A 13,810-nucleotide genomic window follows, 5' to 3' on the forward strand; every position below is an offset into this window, starting at 1 on the left:
AACCTAATATTAGACACTGGAACGGTGTTGTCTGGCGATGGAGTTCTAATAACTCAGGCAGATAGTGGACGTGGAGGCAATCGTAAGACTAGCCGAGTCAAAAGCTCGACTAGCGGTGTCCAACGAAGCGTCAAAAAAGAAAGGTTAGTAGCTTAGGCTATTATCTTGGAAGCTCGATGCCTTTAGGCGCGAGTAGTTCACAAACTCTTTTCTGGGATTTACTTTGTTTACTTGCTCTCTCAAATCTTCTGTGAAGTTCTTTTTCTAGTGTAGGGGCATCCTCACTATAGATCATGGCATGTATATCAAATGATAATGGAGCAAAGGCACCTCTGAGCCTTTTTACTCTATCAGGTGGCTTTAATTGAGCAAATTTTAATTAAAAATCTAATGAAAATTAGGATTTAGATGGAAATATAGATTTTAAAATATCTTCAAATCAATAGTCATGGCTCTATGTTTAATGAAGTGTTTTAAGAAAAAATTAACCGGATATACAATCATTGCAAGCATGGTTGGTCAAACCATTGCTGTATCAGTAATTGGGGTATGGGCTGGGTTACTATCGATTGCCACTCCATTTGAAACAGCTATTGCTGCACAGGAACGGTTTGACCAAATTCAGCAAAAATACAAAACTGATGATCCAACAAATAACCGCTCCGATGATCAACGTTTAAATCAAACGTTATTAAAATACCCACATCAAACAGTCATAAATCCAAATCGAGAAAATGAGATAATTCAAAAATACTACCTAACCCCACAGACATCTAGAACAGTTGATTTGTCTGCTTATGGTAATTATGGAGACAATGCACAGCAGCAGATTGAAGATAGCGTAAATGTTGCGAGAGACATGTCAAAGTCAGCTGTTGTTCCATCGACTAATGCTAGTGGAGGTTTAATTACAAATTATAGTAATGGAGGAGTTTCGCTTACAAAAGATGATAGTGGTAATTATGTTGGGACTATTGATGAATCAAAAGTTACTGAGCATGTTTCTAATCAAAACGAGTACACTAGCTCAGAGCTAAATCACTCTCAAACAACATTTGAGGCAGACAGTCACTATGGTAATGAGACAGAGTTTTATGCTTCAGGAACCACTAAAATAAACAGTTTGAAAACTGACACTGCTAGTGATGCAACTGTATACCAAACAATTCAATCAATTCAGAATGACAATAAACTCCCAGAAATAAACCCCAGAAGCAGTATTTTCAATTACGGATTTAATGAAGTTAATGATGCCCTTGACGGTACCGGATCATGGTTATCGTCATGTACAGATGAGTCAGTTGACATAACACGTGAATTTACATCAACACAATCAACAAATCATTTATGTATGCAACCCCTTGCAAGCAATAGCTTATATTGCGAAGTTGAAAGAGCTACACCAGTTGCTTATGACGTAATAGTGCAAATGGCGGGTAAGGGTAAGCAGTTTTTAACAGTAGAATTTGACCTAAAGAAGCAAACTGCTAAGACAATAGCCCCAACCGATTCAATTGCAACAGAGCTGAAATTTGAAGGTCCAAGTTTTGAAGATTTCTGCACAGTTAATAATACTAATATTAATAGGGTAAGCCTTGGTGCTTGGCCTAACACCACACTAGATGGAAGTATTGATGAAAGTACTTGGATTCGAGAGTTGCAAGCGCCAACATGTGCAAATGGTTTAAAAGGTATTTTCCAAGTTGAAGATAAAACTGATGATGGTGGTGATACAAAATGGATCTTGAACGCTCAAGTAAGATACAGGTTTACTGGTGAAGTAGGGGAAAACAAGCAGTATCCAGCTGGTTGCTATGATGCGATTGAAAGTGAGCTTAAGGAAAGCAATGGCTTAGCAGGGTTTAGTGACACAATTAGTGGTGGTACTGAAAGCCGGTTTGAAGGTTTTTGTAAATTTGATAGCTATACAAATATCGAAGTTGGTAGCGTTGGATTACCCCCAGAAATATTAGAAACAGTCCCTCCTTTTTATAATGGTGATACAGGAAATAAAACTTGGAGAGTTAACCTTGATGGATACAATTGTGATCCTACTAAAGGTGAAGATTACTGTATTGTAACTCGGAGAGGCACTGAGGAAGAAAAAGCAGCAGGGATAGGGGATGAATTCCAATGTTATTCCTGGGATGAGATAGAATCTCAACCAAACCACTGCACTACCTACCAAACTGATACGCAATGTCAAGAAATTGAGAGAACATGTGCTGAAGGGTGGCTTTGGGAGCGAGATGACGCCGATGATATTTGCTTCGCTTACACAATTGAGTATCAATGTGATGAGGAGGTTGTTTCGACTGTAACAAGCTCCGTAACACAGAATACCTGTGCGGCTACATTGCCTTGTGTTGGAGGGAATTGTGAAACATCAAATAGTGAAGTTAATGATCAATTCGCAGATGTTCTTGCTATGGCTACAGTAATACAACATATGGAAGATGGGATGAACTGTGAAGATCCTACAGACCCATCAACGTGCACTATTTTTAAAGGTGAAGGCAAATTTTGCTCTTGGGAGCCAAGTGGTTTAGGTAATGACTGTTGTGAGGCTCCTGATGGTGTTGATATTTATGAATATGCACAAGCTGCTTATGGCATGCTACAAGCAGATGCATTTGTAGCTGGACTAGATGGAACCAGTAATGCTGTAGTAGGCGGCTATCAGAGTCTGAGAGAACCTATTGCTAATGCAGCTACAACTGCTGGTGAAGCTGTTTCAAGCGCTTGGTCTTCAGTGTCTACAGTATTTACTGATGCGGCAAGTACTGCGGCAGGTAATGCAGTAGGGGAGGTGGTTGATGCATCTGGGGCCGCAATGGATATTTTCTCTAAACAGGCTATGGAAAAACTACAACAAGCGGTTATGAAATATGTTTATGATTCGATTCCAGAGGAGTTAGCTCAGGCATTAATGACAGAGACTGTTAAGAATGGGGCATCAACAGTGGTGCTATCAGAAGGGGCAAGTCAAGCTGTAGCGGTAATTGGTTATGTATATGCAGCATACATGGTGTATCAATATATTAAACTAGCTTTAAATTTGCTCACTGCTTGCCACGAGTATGAAATGGATATGGGAGTTAGGCTTGCTACGAAACAATGCATTCCCGCAGGAAAGAAATACTGTGCTGAAGATGCTTTGGGTGTTTGCTATCTTCGCCGCCAAGATTACTGCTGTTATGACTCCATCCTATCTCGAATAATAATGGAACAAGCATCACCAATGCTTGGCCATGACCTAGAAGAATATACAGCAGAAGAAGTTGATGGCTCAAAAATAAGAAATTGCCCGGGATTAACCCCTGAACAACTGTCTAACTTGGACTGGAATAAAATTGATTTAAGCGAATGGATTAACATAATGATCGAGTCTGGTATTGCTGATTTTGATCAAGACCTTGATAAGCTGACTGGTTCTGGTCGAATGCTTAATAATGAAGGTCGAGAAAACGCTGTTGATAGAACAACACAAAGAACTGTTGACGCTGAACTGGCTGAGAGAGCTATTGAAACAAGAAGTATCATAAATGCAGATGATATTGATTGTTCATATGTGCCGAGACCATTGGCATGCTATTTTCATAATGATGATTAATGATTATAAAGTTGCGTGATATAAATAATAAAGTACGATAGAGACACTTTCGGGACAAACGAGGAAATCTATGAAAAATATAACTAAAATAGCCTTAGCTTCAGTTATGGCATTAACTTTATCAGCTTGTTCATCAACAAAAGAGCCAATTGTGTTTGATAGCTTTCAAGCAAATGAGGATGACTCATTTGCAAAAACAACAATGCGCTTAGCTGGCAGTAATAAGTTTATGGACAGTGCTGACGGTGATGCAGGGACTCGTAAAGTACCAGGTTCGAGTGCAATGGCTATAGGTCAGTTGTTAATGTTAGATTTTGCTGGAGCAGCCAGTACAGCTATTAATGATAGCATTATTGAAAACGAGCCATTAGTTAATAGCGCTCAATTTATTGTTAAAGTTGATAATGTCGACCAATCAACAATTGAAAATCCTAAAGGTATTATTGCTAGAGCTTCACAAAAGCTTGATGAGATTGCTTTTATGAAAGGGCTTGAAATAGAGTCTGAAAAGACAACAAATACTCAGCGGATTATAACCTATAAAAATAAAAATCAATGTGAAAATTTGACTCTTGTTATAAATCGCTGCGGTCAATACCTTGGACTTGGAAAAGTTTCTTCATATGATCAAGAAAGTAAATCTGCATATGTAATCTTTGAAGCAAATGGAAATTTTGTTTCATTGTATTTAATGAGCGATTACATTGGGGATGATGTTTACTTGTATCATCCAAGGAAATTAGGGTCAGGTAATTGGGATTACAGCTGGGGAATATATGCAGGTTCTCATTTAGTTATTCACAAAGGTAAAGTACATAAATTTATTACTGGGCAAAGTTTTGATGATGGTGTGGATATTAGCGAACTGCGATACGTATTTTTTGAGGAATGGGAAAAAGAAAACAAAAGTGAATACAACGAAAAGTATCACAAAAACCCTAAAGACAAAGGTAAATACTTATACGATTATCACTTAAAAGACATGAGCTTCACTGAATTACCGCTTGATACTAAGTTGTAAATTTACTTACTTTTGAATTTAGTAGGTTTATTAATATATCACTGTCCAATGCTCCACGTTTGGTATTACGAACACTGGTCTGGGCGAAATAGCCAGCCTTTTTAGGCCGGTTTTTTCATTTCTTATCCTTAGGTAAATTTATTTTTCTGAGTTGTTGTTTGAAGTATAAGATTTATTTATAGTATTCAAAACTATACTAATCTGTACTAATTCCTATCTTAGATAAAGTAAAAAACTAGATCTCAGTTCATTAGATCAATAGCACTTCTTATATTAATCTACTAAAACTCACCCGCACGAATTGGTTTAGTTACCATGTTAGTCAAAGTTCTTGCGCAAGTTAAAACAGATAATTCAGGTTTATTGATTGAAGTACCAGTGTTGCTTAGCGAATATGGTGTATTTGATCCCTTACTTGATTACGTTATAAGCCAGTCGCACATTAAAATTTTGCCATGGGTGAATCGCATTACGTTTGCTTTGCACCTTTGGTTGGATGATGTGTTTTACGACCCAGAAAACCTAAGCGGTGTAATAGTTCGCTTGTATCATCCTGAAGACATTGGTTACAGTTTTTGCAGTCAAGTGAGCTAATGTAGTATTCGCACTTTATGAATATTACTTATGTGCCATTAGCGGTCACTCAATCTTGACACCAAGTGATCAAAAACCAATCGAATACGTTGTGGTACTGGACCACGTTGAGGGCGATAAATATATAAATCCCAAGGCACCGGCTCGACTTCTTCTAACACTCTCACAAGTTTCTCTTGGCGTAATAAGTCTTGGACCAAAAAGTCAGGAATTTGAGCAAACCCCAGTCCATTTTGTATAGCCATTAATTCAGCTTCGGTGTCGGCACTTCGAAAACGTGTTATGGATGGGGTCCACTGTCTGTCCATGGAAAAAACCCATGGCCAAAGCTTTCCCGTATTGCGATCTACTAACCCTGTAGCCGGCAAGTGGTTTAGATCTTCAATAGACGCAGGCTTTCCCACTCTATTTATTAAGTCAGGCGAAGCCACGACATACATATTAATTTTGGTGAGCTGGCGGGCAATAAATCGACTATCCCTCATGAAGCCGATACGAATCCCGATATCTATTTTTTCGTCAACGACATCCACGCGCTCGTCACTGAGTGTCAGGTCTATATCCAATTGAGGATGTATTGTTGAGAGTTCCAGTAATACTGGCATTAAGCATTTATGACCAAAACCAACAGGCGCTGCGATACGAACCCGCCCTTGTAATTCATTACCCGAGTTAGGGGCGCTTGTTTGAAACAATTCATCTACAGCGCGCAGGCGTTCTTTTGCTATCAAAGCAAATTTTTCTCCAACTATAGTCACTTGTATGTGTCGAGTATTTCGATGAAATAAAAGCTCCCCTTGTAATTGCTCTAACTCCTTCACTGCTCGTGTCACTGCCTGAGGAGAAATTCCCAGACGGTTAGCCGCTTCTTTAAAGCTGCGAGACTCAGCAGCAGTACAAAATATCCGGAGCATTTCTAATCTGTTAAGCATCACAGTCACATTCAGTTTTGATATGAATACATTAATACTATTCCATTTTTAGGAATTGTGAAATTAAAACTTTTCCATTTATTAATTTCTGAAGGTAAGTAATAATTTGTTTATTATTTAGACAGAGTCATTCATTCAACTGATTTGAGGATATTAACTATGAGCAGTGTTTTAGCAAACAATATCAGCAGTAAAGTCGTTGTTATCACCGGTGGTAGCAGCGGTTTAGGCGAAACAACAGCAAGATATCTGGCTAGTCTTGGTGCGTCAGTAGTATTAGGTGCCCGCCGTATCGAGAAGCTTGAAGCTATTGCTGCTGACATTCGCTCAGCAGGCGGAAAAGTTGCCGTTCAAGCGACAGATGTGACTAGCCAGGACGAAGTGAAGGCCCTTGTAAATCTTGCACAAGAGCGCTTCGGTAAAGTTGATGTGGTTATCAATAATGCAGGGTTAATGGCGATTGCACCGTTAGCTGAGACTCGAGTTGACGAATGGGATCGCATGATTGACATCAACGTTAAAGGTCTGCTGTATGGAGTAGCCGCAGCACTTCCGATTTTTCAGGCTCAGGGAACAGGCCACTTTATCAATATTTCATCCGTAGCGGGTGTCAAAGTATTCAGTCCCGGCGGCACGGTTTATAGCGGAACCAAATTCGCTGTTCGCGCTATTGCCGAAGGCTTACGCCATGAAGTTGGGGGTAAAATTCGTTCAACAATCATTTCACCAGGTGCAGTCGAATCTGAATTAAAACATGGAAGTTCAGATACTCAGGGTGCAGCCTTTGTAAAAGATTTTTATCAGCAAAATGAAATTCCATCTGAATCTGTTGCTCGTGCTATCGCATACGCAATTGAGCAGCCTGCGGATGTGGATATCAACGAGATTGTTCTGCGCCCAACTGTTCAAGAATTTTAATTCGTTTAATAAAAGATCTATTAACCAGCGGGTGATTTAACCACCCGCTGAATATTCAGTATGTGGGGTTATTGATGACAGCGTTAAACAGACAAATGCGTGCTTTGGTATTAGATAGCTATGAAGAGGGTACAGTATTCCAGGATGCCCTGATTAACTTTCTCTCTCCATCAGCAGGTCAGGTGCAAGTAAAAATATTTGCAAGTGGAGTCAATCCTATTGATTACAAGATCCGCCAAGGTATCGCTCCTTATGCCATGCCGGAATTACCCGCAGTACTTGGCACCGATTTAGCTGGAGAAATTGTTGCTATCGGCGACGGCGTCAGCGACTTTGCAGTAGGCGATGCAGTTTATGGTCTGACTGGCGGAGTGCGAGGATTGCAAGGATCATTGGCTGAATATGCCAACGTAGATGCTGAGTTACTTGCTCTCAAACCGAAAAATTTGTCCATGCGTGAAGCTGCGGCTTTACCTCTGGTTGCACTTACCGCTTGGGAAGGTTTGGTTGACAAGGCGAATGTTAAAGCGGGCCAGAAAGTCCTTATCCAAGGTGGAGCTGGCGGAGTTGGACATTTAGCTGTGCAAATTGCTAAGGCCTTAGGTGCCGACGTTTATGCCACTGCATCGACTGGAAAACAAGAACTGCTCAAAGCGCTTGGTGCCACGCCGATTGATTATCACACTGTAAGCCCTGCTGAGTACGTGGACGCATACACCCAAGGCAAAGGATTCGATATCGTTTACGACACTGTCGGTGGCTCTGTACTCGATGCCTCATTAGGTATCATTGCACATTATGGACATATTTTAAGCTGTGCTGCATTCAGCTCACATAACCTGGCACCGTCGTCATTACGCTCTGCAACATTGTCAGCGATTTTTGTGTTACACCCACAGCTCAGCGGAGAGGGGCGCAAACATCATGGTGACATTCTGCGGCAAATTACGGCTCTTGTTGAAGCTGGACAAATTAAGCCACTACTCGATCCGTTACGCTTTTCCCTAGACACGGCAATGGATGCACATAATGCCGTAGAGTTGGGATCCATGGGTAAAGTAGTTATTGATGTAATTGCTTAAAAAGTCATTGTTGAGGATGCATATGAGCCCAAGAAAACTAATTCGAACTGTTCGTTTCCATGAATTAGGTGGTCCCGAGGTGTTAACTATTGACTCGCTGGCGAGTCCAAGTTTGCAGGCCACTGATGTTCGTATTGCGGTCAAAGCTGTTGGCCTCAATCGTGCTGATGCCATGTTTAGGCGAGGCAACTATATAGAAAAGGCTGACTTCCCTTCGCGAATCGGCTATGAAGCATCCGGGATAGTCATTGAAATCGGGGAAGAGGTAGATCATTTACGCCTTGGGGACGAGGTTTGCATTGTCCCTCAGATGGGGCTTTCTCAGAATGGCTGCTACGCAGAAGAGATTGTCGTACCAAGTGAATATGTGGCACTCAAACCAGCAGGGCTAACCTTTGCTGAAGGCGCAGCAGCTTGGATGCAGTACCTGACAGCTTATGGCGCTTTGGTCGAAATTGCTAACGTGCAAAAAGGCGATGCAGTACTGATAACCGCCGCATCGAGCAGTGTTGGATTGGCTGCGATTCAAATTGTGAATTCTCTGGGAGGTATCCCTATCGCTACAACTCTAACAGGAGCTAAAAAGGCTGCTGTGCTCAAGGCTGGCGCGGCCCATGTGATTGCAACCCAAGAAGAACCGCTACTGGATAGCTTGAGAAGCATCTTGGGAGTAAACAATTTAAAAATCGCATTTGATGCTGTCGGTGGGCCGCAGATAGCTGAAATTGCTGAAGCAATGAGCCCTGAAGGAACAATAATAGTACACGGAGCATTAAGTCCCGAAACAACTCCTTTTCCCTTAAAAATAGCACTTCGTAAAAGTCTGACAGTTAGGGGGTATGTGTTTACTGAAGTTATAAAAGACATCGAGCGTTTTCGCAGAGCAAAGCAATTTATCCATTCGGGTTTATCCGAAGGAACACTCAAGCCTGTCATTGATCGAAGCTTTAAATTTGAAGAGATAGTAGCAGCGCATCACTATCTGGAGTCAAATCAGCAGATTGGTAAAATAGTGGTCGTACTTGATTAACAGATGAAGGAAAACTTTATCTGTGTGTTGTGCTGGATCTGTTTAACCATGTCGTTGTAGGCTGGTTAATACATCACCGACAGGATAGAAAAATGGTTCTGCGAGCGGTGGAGATGGCTGTCTGGCAACGTCCTGAAGCGACACAGGCAATACTGCATTCGGATCGTGGAACGCAATTTACCAGCGGCAATTATCAACGGTATTTAAAAAAGCAACGACTTATTGGGGAGCATGAGTGCTGTCGGTCATTGTGCCGATATACTTTTTTACATCGAGCGGTTTCATAATCCAAGAATGCGACTTAGAGTAGCTAATCAAGACAGGTAGTTTACAAACATTTTAAACCGTCCGTAGAAACGGGGGAGAACCCCCGCCAGAACAATAAGACAAAGGGGTAGTGTATGGTAATTAACGATCTTCTCTGGCGGCGACCACGCCATCACATGGATGTCGATGAAACCCACGACCACGTGCACTGGGTGGAACTTTTCTTCGATCTGGTCCATGTAGTGACAATTTTCATTCTGGGGAATTACCTGTCCCATCATCTGGGGTGGCAAGGATTCTGGGTGTTTACGGGAATGTTCCTGGCGATTTTCTATGCCTGGGCAGACAGTTCGGTCTATAATTCGCTGTATATCTCCACGGACATGCCGCATCGAGTGGTGATGGCACTTAAGATTGTCACGATGATGACCATCGCGGCGGCAATTCCCGACGTGGGAGGTGAAGGCTGGACGTATTTCGCGCTGGGCTATGCGTTGAATCGGGCGCTGACGGCCTATCTTTACTGGCGGGCGCGCTGTACCGACAACGCGGGCAATACGCTGGCGCAGGAACAGGGGCGGAATTTTTTCGTGTTGGCCGGGGTGTTCGCACTGTCGGCTTTTTTGCCCACACCGGTCGCCTACTGGGTGTTTGCCGCCGGCGTGGCAGCAATTCAGCTGCAGTACATGCTGCCGCGCGTAGGCACGCTCCGCTTCGAACGCTTTGTGCCTCAACTCGGACACATCTCGGAGCGCTTCGGCCTTTTGATGTTGATCTTGCTGGGTGAAGGCTTCTTTAAGCTGGTGGTCACGCTGGCCGACAAGGGCGTCTACAAAGTCAGCGCGGGTACGATGTTCAATGTGACCATGGGCGGCTTGTCCCTCTTCGCGCTGGCCTGGACTTATTTCGACTGCGCCGGCAATGCAAAACCGAAGAGCCGCACCAGTGCCGTGCTTCTGAGATACTGGCTTGCTCACATCGCGATTTTGTGGAGTGCGGTGACGATTGGCGTTGCGCTGGCCGGAGAAGTCTACGTCGGCCTGTGGGAGCCTTATCCGCCCGGCTACGCCGCGCTTGGCTCGGTCGGCCTTGCGGTTTTTTTAGCTTCGCTATGGGCGCTGCGTCGAACTGTGGCTGATGCCGCCGACAACTACCATAGCGCCGGTCTGAGGCTGTTCGGCATTGTCATGGCGCTGGTTGTGCTAGCCTTTCATCCCCTCGTACCGTCGATTGTCAGCAACGGGCTTTGGGTCCTAGCGCTGTTCTCGCAGATTGGTGTGCCGATTTTTCTAGCGGTAAGAGATACGCGCCGGTCTGATAAAATGCTGTGATGGAACATGGCTATGCCCATGCAATTTGACAGATAGCCGTCAGGGATTTGATGCGCTCTTCTTATGCTCATTAAGCCGGCCTTTTTGTTTTCGTGATCAGTGATTGTCCGTCGGCGCTTCGTCCTCAGTTAGCCGTGTGTCCTCCCGCATGGCGTGCCCCTTCTAAAATAACTGAGCCAATAATGTTCTATTCAGGTTACTTTAATGAACGTAATGTGCCTTAAGGTAATCAATTTGGCACTTTGTGCCTCTTATGTTTACTGTTCAACCTGTGCGCAATTTGCTCTGATTTTTTTTACTATTTTCAGACTTAGGAGGCTGCTGCAAAAGGAAAAGCTGATAGTCTGACATATATCGAATTTATGATAAAAGGAAAATTAATAATGCCTAATTTCGATCCAAACTTTGAATCTACTCGCTTGGCTATGCTTTCAAAACAACACCCTGACATTGTGAAGGTGTCGGGTGAGGGAGTGTTTCGTGCGGAAGATGACGAAGACCGCCTAAGCGGAACATCTTGGACTCTTGAAGATGAGATTTTTGATTAGGTCACCGAATCTGGCTTCAAGCTATACTTGCTTGAACTTCTGGATAATTTCATAGAATACCGAGGTCAATGTAACGAGCTTCAGAAAAAGGAAGGGATTGTACGTTTCGCTGGTGGCACTTTAAATATTGAACAATTAAACGTAGCTTAATGTAGTGTCCAGTTTTACTGGATTAGATCACTTTATCTTCATTTGAATAATGACTTTAATGAGCTATTTTTGTCGTTCCAGTAATATAGAAGAAATGGAATTGCACCCTCTTTAATCTCTTCTGCTGAATAGAACTTCTCTGTATTGAAAGCTTTAAAATAAATTCCTTGGGAATAAGCTTTAACTGTTGAGGAAAGAATGAACGCCAAATAGATTAAAACAAGAATTGAGGTAAATATTGTTACTGATGTTGAAATTTGCATCAATGCAAAAGTAACAAGCAATAAAACCATTAGATGGGATAAACTTCTAATTTTATTAATTTTGATTTTGGTCATACATAAAAACCTATTTAAGTTCCTTCTTAAATTGTACCTATTATTCTATTCCTTGTGAGTCTATCTAGTCAATCTTTAGTATCTATATGAATTCAAATTTTCACAAAATATTGTGAATTTTTGCTTTTTTTACTGCAACTCTAGGTTTTTCACTAAGTATTGTGAATTTGTTGCCCTGTTGATTATATCCCTCTATTATTCATAAATATCTGTGAATTTTGGTGATCAAAATGGAAATATCTGTTAGTTCAGCAAAGCAATTAGGTAAATTAATATCAGCTGTTAGAAAAAGCCAAGGGTTAGACCAAAAAACAATTGGAGAATTTTCGGGTAATAGTATCAATACGGTAGGTGACTTTGAAAAGGGGAGTGGTTCATTGTCCGTTAGCAGGTTATTTGATTTGATGGAGTCACTTGGTATTGAAATGAAAATAGACTTCGCGCTGCCTCCATCAGATACTTCAGCGCAAAAGAAGCTAATCAAACGCATTAGTGAGATAGTTTGATAATGGATAGATCGCTCACAGTATTTGTAAGTACAAAAAAAATGGGTGAGTTAAAGGATGTGAATGGTTTTTGGGCATTTGAATATTCACAAGAGTGGGTTAACTCAGATAAAAACTTCTCCTTGTCACCGGATATACCAATTCAAAATGAAATGACGTTAGACACAGGTACTAAACGTCCTGTTCAGAGCTTTTTTGATAATCTTTTACCCGAAGAAAACGCGCGCAAATTATTAGCAAAAGATGCGCAAGTTGACTACTACGATTCATTTGCATTACTAGAAGTGTCAGGTATTGAGTCCGCTGGTGCCTTAATAATGTTGCCTAAGGGGGGTGTCTTGCCAGATCCAAGTGCTGAGCCTCTAGAATTATCTGCTCTTTCAGAGAGGATAAAAGCTCTCCCTAAAGCACCATTGAATAAGAGACAAGGTAGTAGGATGTCACTCGCTGGGGCACAATATAAAATGCTAGTTATAAAAAAAGGCTCTGATTTTTTTGAAGGTAATGCAGGTACGCCTTCCACTCATATATTGAAACCAGATCATTCAGAGCCTGATGATTATTGGCAAACGACTTGTAATGAGTGGTTTGTTATGAGGCTTGCTAAAATGATGGGTATAGATGTACCAAAAGTGGAGTTATTGTATGTACCTGAGCCTATCTATTTAGTTGAAAGATTTGACCGGTATGGTAAATACCCGAATCAAGAGCGTCGACACATTATTGATGCGTGTCAACTATTGAGTTTTGGTAAAGATTTTAAATATGCAGCTTCAACTGTTGAAATTTATAAGAAGATATTGGGCAAAGTTCGGACTAAGGCACAAGATACAATAAAGCTATATCGCTGGGTTATTTTTAATTTTCTTATAGGAAACGGTGATGCACACCTAAAAAATATTAGCTTTTATTATGGGGATGGGGATGGGGATCCACAGCTGACACCATTTTATGATTTATTGTCTACGATAATATATGTGCAAGAAGGGACTAAACCACTTGAGCAAAAATTATCAATACCGATAAATGGAAAAGAAACATTTGATGAATTAAGGCGAGATGATGTTTTGGCTTTTGCAAATGAAATTGGCATGCCAGACAAGGGAGCTGCAACTTACTTAGATTCCATGGTTAAAAACATTCAAGGTGTATTTGAGATTCTTTACAAAGAAGTCCTAGAAATGCCAACTACTCCTACACGCGCTGTAGAGTTACGTATGCTAAGGGAGATACAATATAAAGTTTTAAATGAAATGGTGGAAAGGTTAAGAATTAGCTAGTTGCATCAACTAAAGTAAGTTGAAGTATGAGAAACCAACTCATTTGAGCCCCAAAATTGTTTTTGGACAAAATGTATGGTACGCCCCGTTTTGCAAGTTAATAACTAAAAATAACGGAGATGGTTTGCGCTAATGTATTCAGAGTCTATTAGAGACTAACATTAGTCCCAGCTCTACGATGAGATCTGCGCCAGATTGTC

The 13,810-nt window shown here is 41.5% G+C and carries 13 protein-coding genes and 1 pseudogene; 11 read left to right on the forward strand and 3 right to left on the reverse strand.

The window, feature by feature from the left end; translation table 11 throughout:
• Positions 1–160 precede the first annotated feature (160 nt).
• On the reverse strand, positions 161–304 hold the full coding sequence (locus JIG37_RS22965; RefSeq protein ID WP_348535099.1) for a hypothetical protein: 144 nt from the start codon (positions 302–304) through the stop codon (positions 161–163).
• A gap of 159 nt (positions 305–463) precedes the next feature.
• Between JIG37_RS22965 and traN the strand changes: the two genes are divergently transcribed.
• The 3 genes from traN (at position 464) to JIG37_RS22095 (ending at position 5,228) form a co-directional block, all read left to right on the forward strand.
• Complete coding sequence (traN, locus tag JIG37_RS22085) at positions 464–3,613, forward strand: conjugal transfer protein TraN (protein ID WP_199530298.1); 3,150 nt, start codon at positions 464–466, stop codon at positions 3,611–3,613.
• Positions 3,614–3,683: 70 nt separating this feature from the next.
• Positions 3,684–4,634, forward strand: coding sequence for a hypothetical protein (locus JIG37_RS22090; protein ID WP_199530299.1), 951 nt, complete (start codon positions 3,684–3,686; stop codon positions 4,632–4,634).
• Between the two features lie 315 nt (positions 4,635–4,949).
• A complete protein-coding gene (locus JIG37_RS22095; RefSeq protein ID WP_055022218.1) occupies positions 4,950–5,228 on the forward strand; it encodes a hypothetical protein in 279 nt (92 codons plus the stop codon).
• A 38-nt stretch (positions 5,229–5,266) separates the two neighbouring features.
• Here JIG37_RS22095 and JIG37_RS22100 read toward each other — a convergent pair whose 3' ends face one another.
• Positions 5,267–6,160, reverse strand: coding sequence for a LysR family transcriptional regulator (locus JIG37_RS22100; protein WP_036973804.1), 894 nt, complete (start codon positions 6,158–6,160; stop codon positions 5,267–5,269).
• 159 nt (positions 6,161–6,319) lie between these two features.
• On the opposite strand from JIG37_RS22100, the gene JIG37_RS22105 reads away from it, so the two are divergent.
• From JIG37_RS22105 to JIG37_RS22805, 6 genes and pseudogenes are all read left to right on the forward strand, one after another.
• Entirely contained in the window at positions 6,320–7,078 is a 759-nt protein-coding gene (locus JIG37_RS22105; RefSeq protein ID WP_036973805.1) for an SDR family oxidoreductase, read from the forward strand.
• Between the two features lie 74 nt (positions 7,079–7,152).
• A complete protein-coding gene (locus tag JIG37_RS22110) occupies positions 7,153–8,160 on the forward strand; it encodes a zinc-dependent alcohol dehydrogenase family protein (protein ID WP_199530300.1) in 1,008 nt (335 codons plus the stop codon).
• A gap of 22 nt (positions 8,161–8,182) precedes the next feature.
• The gene (locus JIG37_RS22115) at positions 8,183–9,190 is read left to right on the forward strand and encodes a zinc-dependent alcohol dehydrogenase family protein (RefSeq protein ID WP_199530301.1); all 1,008 of its coding nucleotides are present in this window, start codon (positions 8,183–8,185) and stop codon (positions 9,188–9,190) included.
• A pseudogene (locus JIG37_RS22120) lies at positions 9,190–9,517 on the forward strand (DDE-type integrase/transposase/recombinase); the annotation flags it as partial. The gene JIG37_RS22115 and the pseudogene JIG37_RS22120, both read left to right, overlap by 1 nt.
• A gap of 74 nt (positions 9,518–9,591) precedes the next feature.
• On the forward strand, positions 9,592–10,788 hold the full coding sequence (locus JIG37_RS22125) for a low temperature requirement protein A (protein ID WP_138602608.1): 1,197 nt from the start codon (positions 9,592–9,594) through the stop codon (positions 10,786–10,788).
• A 383-nt stretch (positions 10,789–11,171) separates the two neighbouring features.
• A complete protein-coding gene (locus tag JIG37_RS22805) occupies positions 11,172–11,336 on the forward strand; it encodes a hypothetical protein (protein WP_244664428.1) in 165 nt (54 codons plus the stop codon).
• A gap of 188 nt (positions 11,337–11,524) precedes the next feature.
• On the opposite strand, the gene JIG37_RS22135 is transcribed toward JIG37_RS22805, so the two are convergent.
• Positions 11,525–11,824: a hypothetical protein gene (locus tag JIG37_RS22135; protein WP_199530302.1), complete on the reverse strand. Its 300-nt coding sequence runs from the start codon at positions 11,822–11,824 to the stop codon at positions 11,525–11,527.
• Positions 11,825–12,054: 230 nt separating this feature from the next.
• Here JIG37_RS22135 and JIG37_RS22140 point away from each other — a divergent pair, with 230 nt between their 5' ends.
• Both JIG37_RS22140 and JIG37_RS22145 read left to right on the forward strand, forming a co-directional pair.
• A complete protein-coding gene (locus JIG37_RS22140) occupies positions 12,055–12,330 on the forward strand; it encodes a helix-turn-helix domain-containing protein (protein ID WP_199530303.1) in 276 nt (91 codons plus the stop codon).
• Positions 12,331–12,332: 2 nt separating this feature from the next.
• Positions 12,333–13,610, forward strand: a complete 1,278-nt coding sequence (locus tag JIG37_RS22145) for a HipA domain-containing protein (protein ID WP_206769787.1) — start codon at positions 12,333–12,335, stop codon at positions 13,608–13,610.
• Positions 13,611–13,810 lie beyond the last annotated feature (200 nt).

The organism is Pseudoalteromonas sp. bablab_jr010 (assembly GCF_016464105.1).
Lineage (GTDB): Bacteria > Pseudomonadota > Gammaproteobacteria > Enterobacterales > Alteromonadaceae > Pseudoalteromonas > Pseudoalteromonas simplex.

Excerpts from the sequence above, each read along its gene's own strand:
- traN (WP_199530298.1), top strand. The coding sequence starts at position 464 with ATGAAGTGTTTTAAGAAAAAATTAACCGGATATACAATCATTGCAAGC.
- JIG37_RS22090 (WP_199530299.1), top strand. The coding sequence starts at position 3,684 with ATGAAAAATATAACTAAAATAGCCTTAGCTTCAGTTATGGCATTAACT.
- JIG37_RS22095 (WP_055022218.1), top strand. The coding sequence starts at position 4,950 with ATGTTAGTCAAAGTTCTTGCGCAAGTTAAAACAGATAATTCAGGTTTA.
- JIG37_RS22100 (WP_036973804.1), bottom strand. The coding sequence starts at position 6,160 with ATGCTTAACAGATTAGAAATGCTCCGGATATTTTGTACTGCTGCTGAG.
- JIG37_RS22105 (WP_036973805.1), top strand. The coding sequence starts at position 6,320 with ATGAGCAGTGTTTTAGCAAACAATATCAGCAGTAAAGTCGTTGTTATC.
- JIG37_RS22110 (WP_199530300.1), top strand. The coding sequence starts at position 7,153 with ATGACAGCGTTAAACAGACAAATGCGTGCTTTGGTATTAGATAGCTAT.
- JIG37_RS22115 (WP_199530301.1), top strand. The coding sequence starts at position 8,183 with ATGAGCCCAAGAAAACTAATTCGAACTGTTCGTTTCCATGAATTAGGT.
- JIG37_RS22125 (WP_138602608.1), top strand. The coding sequence starts at position 9,592 with ATGGTAATTAACGATCTTCTCTGGCGGCGACCACGCCATCACATGGAT.
- JIG37_RS22805 (WP_244664428.1), top strand. The coding sequence starts at position 11,172 with ATGCCTAATTTCGATCCAAACTTTGAATCTACTCGCTTGGCTATGCTT.
- JIG37_RS22135 (WP_199530302.1), bottom strand. The coding sequence starts at position 11,824 with ATGACCAAAATCAAAATTAATAAAATTAGAAGTTTATCCCATCTAATG.
- JIG37_RS22140 (WP_199530303.1), top strand. The coding sequence starts at position 12,055 with ATGGAAATATCTGTTAGTTCAGCAAAGCAATTAGGTAAATTAATATCA.
- JIG37_RS22145 (WP_206769787.1), top strand. The coding sequence starts at position 12,333 with ATGGATAGATCGCTCACAGTATTTGTAAGTACAAAAAAAATGGGTGAG.